The 6,144-nt window shown below is 67.4% G+C and carries 8 protein-coding genes; all 8 read right to left on the reverse strand.

The features are described 5' to 3' along the window. Window positions 1–25: 25 nt before the first annotated feature. Window positions 26–1,240 (reverse strand): M16 family metallopeptidase, encoded by a 1,215-nt coding sequence (locus VGE49_RS09170; RefSeq protein WP_331034261.1) that lies wholly within the window; start codon window positions 1,238–1,240, stop codon window positions 26–28. A gap of 50 nt (window positions 1,241–1,290) precedes the next feature. After that, window positions 1,291–2,013 (reverse strand): SURF1 family protein, encoded by a 723-nt coding sequence (locus VGE49_RS09175; protein WP_331034254.1) that lies wholly within the window; start codon window positions 2,011–2,013, stop codon window positions 1,291–1,293. Continuing rightward, window positions 2,010–2,357 (reverse strand): DUF983 domain-containing protein, encoded by a 348-nt coding sequence (locus tag VGE49_RS09180; protein WP_331034262.1) that lies wholly within the window; start codon window positions 2,355–2,357, stop codon window positions 2,010–2,012. Before VGE49_RS09180 ends, VGE49_RS09175 begins: the two co-directional genes overlap by 4 nt. Window positions 2,358–2,416: 59 nt before the next feature. Continuing rightward, window positions 2,417–3,295, reverse strand: coding sequence for a cytochrome c oxidase subunit 3 (locus VGE49_RS09185; RefSeq protein WP_331034255.1), 879 nt, complete (start codon window positions 3,293–3,295; stop codon window positions 2,417–2,419). 55 nt (window positions 3,296–3,350) lie between these two features. Next, on the reverse strand, window positions 3,351–3,917 hold the full coding sequence (locus VGE49_RS09190) for a cytochrome c oxidase assembly protein (protein WP_331034256.1): 567 nt from the start codon (window positions 3,915–3,917) through the stop codon (window positions 3,351–3,353). After that, complete coding sequence (locus VGE49_RS09195; protein WP_331034257.1) at window positions 3,914–4,162, reverse strand: hypothetical protein; 249 nt, start codon at window positions 4,160–4,162, stop codon at window positions 3,914–3,916. The genes VGE49_RS09190 and VGE49_RS09195 overlap by 4 nt, the downstream gene beginning before the upstream one ends. A gap of 4 nt (window positions 4,163–4,166) precedes the next feature. Beyond that, window positions 4,167–5,144 (reverse strand): heme o synthase, encoded by a 978-nt coding sequence (locus VGE49_RS09200; protein WP_331034258.1) that lies wholly within the window; start codon window positions 5,142–5,144, stop codon window positions 4,167–4,169. A gap of 64 nt (window positions 5,145–5,208) precedes the next feature. Next, a partial coding sequence (locus VGE49_RS09205; RefSeq protein WP_331034259.1) for a cbb3-type cytochrome c oxidase subunit I occupies window positions 5,209–6,144 on the reverse strand: 936 nt, incomplete at its 5' end.

Consider the following 6,144-nt stretch of genomic DNA (forward strand, 5'->3'; position numbering starts at 1 on the left):
AAGCGTCGCCGACGCCAGCCACGACTTAACGACCGGCCAGACGCGCGGCGAAGGCCGCCCCCGCAAGCGAAGCCGCCCTAGGACCGAGAACGGCCGTGGCCGAGCGTCCGGCCGAGGCCATGTCGCGGCCGACGGCGCGCAGATCGTCGCCGCTCTGGGCCAGGATGCGGGCGGCGCTGTCCTCGGACGACACCGGCGCGCCGAAAATGAGGGTCTGGGCGGCGTTGCGGCCGGCCCGGCTGGCGGGACTTTCGTCAGCCATCCACAGGGTGGCGTTCAGCACGGCCTTGGCGCGTGACAGTTCGGCGTCGCTCGGGCCCTTTTCGGCTAGGTCCAGCAGTTCGGCGGCGCTGACCTGGGCCAGTTCGACCGCGCGGTCGGCGGCCGCGCCGGCATAGATGCCGAGCAGACCGGCGTCCTCATAGGCCTCCTGATAGGCGTCGATGGCGTAGGCCAGACCCCGGGCCTCGCGTGCGCTCTGGAACAGGCGCGAGGCCATGCCGCCGCCGAGGATTTCGGTGAACAGGCGCAGGGCCGGCAGGCGCGGGTCCAGCGCGCTCATCGACGGCAGTTGGAAGACCAGATTGGCCTGTTCGATCTTGCGCGTCAGCTTCGCCTCGCCGCCGACGAAGACGGCGGGCGCCAGGGCGTCCAGCGGGGTCGCCGCTTCCTGACCGAACCATTGCTCGGCCAGGGCCAGCAGTTCGTTCTCGTCCACCGCGCCGGACACGGCGACCACCATGCGGTCGGGCGAATAAAGCCGGGCGCGCCAGTCGGCCACGGCGGCGCGATCGGCGGCTTTCAGGCTCTCGACCGTGCCGAGGATGGGCCGACCCAGGGCCTGGCCCGCATAGGCCCGCGTCTGGGCCATTTCGAAGACGTGATCGTCGGGGGTGTCGAAGGCCTCGGCGATCTCCTGGGCCACGACATCCTTTTCGCGGACGATCTCGGCGGAATCGAGCGTGGGCCGGAAGACCAGGTCCGAGACGATCTGCATGGCCAGAGGCAAGGAGCCGTGCAGGGCGCGGATCTCAAAGCTGGTGCGCTCATAGCCGGTGGCGGCGTTGATCGAGCCGCCCTCGGCCTCGATCCGCTCTACGATGTCGCGCGCCCCCATGTCGCCGGCGCCCTTGAACACCAGGTGCTCCAGCAAGTGCGACCAGCCGGAGCGGGCCTCGTCCTCCATCCGCGCCCCGCCGCGCACGGCGACGGTCAGAGCGAAGGTCCGCAGACCGGGCATGGGGTCGCAGACGACGCGGACGCCGTTGGACAAGGTGTGAAGGCGAGCGGTCAGGATGCGGTGTCCTTGCGGGTCATGCGGCGGCGCAGCAGCACCACATAGAAGGCGATCAGGGCGGCGGCGAGACCGAACCAGGTCAGGGCGTAGCCGAGGTGGTTGTTCGAAAAGGCGGCGGGCGGCGCCGAGGGCTTCAGCGCGGCCCAGTCGGGATTGGTCGAGGTCGTGGCGAAGACGGTGAAGGTCGCGATCGGCCCCTCGACCTTCAGGGCGCGGGCCATGGCCTCGGCGTCGCGGCCGTAGAAGCGGCCCTCGGCGGGCGGCGGGGTCAGGGCGCTGGGGGCCGGGGCGCGGCGCAGGACGCCGGCGATGACGACCGGCATGGCGTCGGCCGCATTGACCGGCGGGCGGGCCGAGACCTCGGCGGAGACGAAGCCGCGATCGACCAGCAGGGTCGGACCGCCTTCGACCGCGCAGGCCGAGACCAGACGCACGCCCGCGTCGCTGTTCTCGATCGACTGAAGCTCGACGAAGGGCGCCGCCGACAGGCCGCGGCAGGTCAGGATCACGCGGCGGAACTCGGGGTTCCCGGCCTTCAGCGCCTCGGCCAACGGCACAGGCGGCTTGTCGGCGGCGGCCTCGGCCCCGTCGATCAGGCCCTCCTTCCACTGCATCCGCTGCACCTGCCAGACGCCCAGCGCCAGCAGGACGCCCAGCAGCAGGACGGCGAGAACGGTCAGGACGACAGGGAAGCGCGGACGAGCGGCAGCGGTCATTTCGGGTCTCGAGTTCGCAGCATCTGCAGGGCGGTCATCAATCCCTTGCCGGGGCGCATCAGGCCCAGGGCCAGGGCCGTAACCAGCGGCAGCCAGATGATCAGGTGCAGCCAGATGGGGGGATGCCAGGCGATCTCGACCGCCAGGGCCGTAAAGCCGACCAGGAAGCCGGCGATCTGCATGATGAAGGTGGCGGCCCCGTCCCCCGTCTCAACCGAGGCCAGGTCATAGCCGCAGGCCTCGCACGTCGGGCGGACCTTGAGAAAGCCCTGAAACAGCCGCCCCTGCCCGCAGTTGGGGCAGCGGCCCAGGACCCCGGCTCTGATCGCCTGCCCGCCAAGCAAATCGGCGCGGGACTGTTCGTCCCGCGCCGTTTGAAGTGCAGTGGCTGGTTCGCTCAGCTTCACCCGAAGGTGACGTAGACGAAGGCGAACAGGAACAGCCAGACCACGTCCACGAAGTGCCAGTACCAGGCGGCGGCTTCGAAGCCGAAGTGCTTCTGCGGGGTCATCTGGCCCGCTTGCAGGCGCAGCAGGCAGACGGCCAGGAAGATGGTGCCGACGGCGACGTGGAAGCCGTGGAAGCCGGTGGCCATGAAGAAGATCGAGCCATAGAGCTTCGAGTTGGCGGCGGCCTCGTTGAAGAACAGGTGCTCGTGCAGGATGTGCTGATACTCGTAGGCCTGAACGCCGGTGAACAGCACGCCCAGCAGGACGGTGATCAGCAGACCCAGCTTGGCGGCCTTGCGGTCGCCGACTTGCAGCGCATGGTGCGCCCAGGTCACGGTCGTGCCCGACAGCAGCAGGATGACGGTGTTCAGCAGCGGCAGGCCCCAGGGATCCAGCAGTTCGACGCCCTTGGGCGGCCAGGTCGACCAGGCCTTGCCCGTGTCCATCCAGTTGCCGACTTCCGGGATGATGGCGCGCGATTCATTGAAGATCGCCATGTCGAAGAACATCCAGAAGAAGGCGACGAAGAACATCACCTCCGAGGCGATGAACAGCACCATGCCGTAGCGCAGGCCGATCGAGACGACCGGGGTGTGGTCGCCCTTCTTGGATTCCTTGATCACGTCCGACCACCAGCCGAACATGGCGTAGAGCACGCCCGCCAGACCAGCGAAGAAGACGTACTTGGTGCCTTCCGGCAGGCCGAACAGGCCCTTCATCCACATAACCGCGCCGACGAACATGACCACGGAGGCCATGGACGAGATCAGCGGCCAGGGGCTCGGGTCCACCAGGTGGTAGTCGTGTTGCGGTTTCGCGTGCGCGTCGGCCATTCCAGGGTCTCTGAATTAAGGCGAGAGATCGTTATAACAGGGGCTATAGCGCCCGCTATCCCGCTTTGCCAGTAGGGGATTGGCCGGAAGCGGCCTGCTCGAACCCCTTGGTGGGGAAGAAGGTGTAGCTGAGGGTGATTTCGCGCACGCCCTTGGACTCGGCGTCGGTGGCGATCTCGGGCGCCACGAAGTACTGGACGGGGAATTCCTTGGTTTCGCCCGGGCCGATTTCCTGCCCCTCGAAGCAGAAGCACTGCAGCTTCTGGAAGTAGGGTCCGGCCCGCTCGGGCACGACGTTGTAGGCCGCCGTGGCGTGGATCGGCTGATCCGAGGTGTTGGTCACGCTGAAATAGGCCATGCCCGTTTCGCCGATTCGCACCCGCTGGCTGACCTGCTCGGCCTTGAAGGTCATCGGCAGGTTGCGGACGTTGGTGTCGAAACGGATCAGGACGCTCTGGTCGAGAACCTGCGTCGGCGCCGCCTCGGCCTTCTTCACCGTGCCGTCGAAGCCCGTCACCTGACAGAAGAGGCGATACAGCGGCACGGCGGCGAAGGCCGCGCCGGTCATGCCCATGACCACCGCGGCGCAGATCAGGGCGACGAGGTTCTTGCGGTCCTTCACGGCGTCGGCTCCGCGACCGAGGCCTCCGAGGCGGGGGCGGGCAGAGCAGGATCAGCGCGCTCGACAGTCGCGGCGGCGGCGGCCTCGGCCGCCTTGCGGGCCTCGGTGTTGCGCTGAAGATTCGCGACGGTGACGATGAAGACCAGGACGATGAAGCCGACCAGGCCCAGGGCGATGGCGACGTTGCGGCGCTTGCGCGCGCGCACTTGTTCTTCGGTCAGTTTGACGAAATTCGGACGGGTCACGCGGTCAGGCTCCCAGGCCCGGCAACTGCTCGACCAGGAGGGCCGAGAACAGCGCCATCAGATACAGGATGGAGAAGGCGAACAGGTTGCGGGCCGGTTTGGCCTCGGCCCGGACATCATACAATGCGGCCTCTCGCCCCACCGCCTCGGCCTTGTCCGGCTGGTCGCCCGCGCGCGAGCGCCACAGGCGCACCGCCAGGGCCAGGAAGAACAGCCCGCCGGCGATCGAAACCGCCAGATAGACCACGCCGCCCAGGCCCAGGAAGGCCGGAGCGATGGCCACCGGCACGAAGATCAGGGTGTAGATCAGGATCTGCAGGCGGGTCGACTTGGCGCCGCGCGCCACCGGCATCATCGGAATGCCGGCCTTGGCGTAGTCGCCGGCCGAATAGAGGGCCAGCGCCCAGGAGTGCGGCGGGGTCCACAGGAAGATGATCAGGAACAGCAGCCAGGCCTGCCAGGGCGCGTCGCCCGTGACAGCGGCCCAGCCGATTACTGGCGGGAAGGCGCCCGCGGCGCCGCCGATGACGATGTTCTGGGGCGTCCGGCGCTTGAGCAGCAGGGTGTAGAATCCGGCGTAGTAGACGATGGTCAGGGCCAGCAGGCCCCCGGCCAGCCAGTTTGTCGTCATGCCCAGCAGCATGACCGAGAAGATCGACAGGACCACGCCGAAGGCCATCGCATCATTTTTCCGGACGCGGCCCGCCGCGACAGGACGTCCGCGCGTGCGCCGCATCAGGGCGTCGGTCTCGCCCTCCAGCGCCATGTTCAGCGCGCCGGCGGCCCCTGCCCCCACGGCGATGCACAGCACCGCGATGGCGGCCAGAAGGAAGTTGGGCTGGCCCGGCGCGACCACCAGGCCGGTCACGGCGGTGAAGACCACCAGCGACATGACGCGCGGCTTGAGCAGCTGGAAGAAGTCTTCCGGCTGGGCGGTCGTGACGAGCGGGGTCTCGCGGGTGGGGCGGTCGGTCATGGTCATAAAAAGCCGAAGGCCGCCCTTCCGGTGACGAAAGGGCGGCCTCTCAAGGGTTATCCGGTTCGGGTCAGTGGTTGTCCGCCTTGACCACCGGCAGTTCGTTGAACTGGTGGTGCGGCGGGGGCGACGAGAGGGTCCACTCCAGGGTGGTGGCGCCTTCGCCCCACGGATTGGCCTCGCCCTTGCGACGACGAACGGCGGCTTCCAGCAGCATGACCAGGAAGACGGCGACGCCGACGACGGTGATCAGGTAGCCGAGCGACGAGATCTGGTTCCAGTAGGTGTAGGCTTCCGGATAGTCGATGTAACGACGCGGCATGCCCTGCAGACCCAGGAAGTGCTGCGGGAAGAAGACCAGGTTCACGCCGACGAACATGATCCAGAAGTGGGTCGCGCCGAGGAACTCGTTGTACTTCACGCCGAACATCTTCTCGAACCAGTAGTAGAAGCCCGCGAAGATCGAGAAGACGGCGCCCAGCGACAGCACGTAGTGGAAGTGGGCCACGACGTAGTAGGTGTCGTGCAGGCTGTAGTCGATGCCGGCGTTCGACAGGACCACGCCGGTCACGCCGCCGAGGGTGAACAGGAAGATGAAGCCCATCGCCCACAGCATGGGCGTCTTGAAGGTGATGGAGCCACCCCACATGGTGGCGATCCAGCTGAAGATCTTCACGCCCGTCGGCACGGCGATGATCATCGTCGCGGCCACGAAGTAGGCGCGCAGGTTGATGCTCATGCCCACGGTGTACATGTGGTGCGCCCACACGATGAAGCCGATGAAGCCGATGGCGACCATGGCGTAGGCCATGGCGAGGTAGCCGAAGATCGGCTTCTTCGAGAAGGTCGAGACGATGTGCGAGATGATGCCGAAGCCCGGCAGGATCATGATGTAGACTTCGGGGTGGCCGAAGAACCAGAACAGGTGCTGGTACATCACCGGGTCGCCGCCGCCGGCCGGATCGAAGAAGCTGGTGCCGAAGTTGCGGTCCGTCAGCAGCATGGT

Origin of the sequence: Brevundimonas sp., assembly GCF_036405315.1 — a bacterium.
Lineage (GTDB): Bacteria > Pseudomonadota > Alphaproteobacteria > Caulobacterales > Caulobacteraceae > Brevundimonas.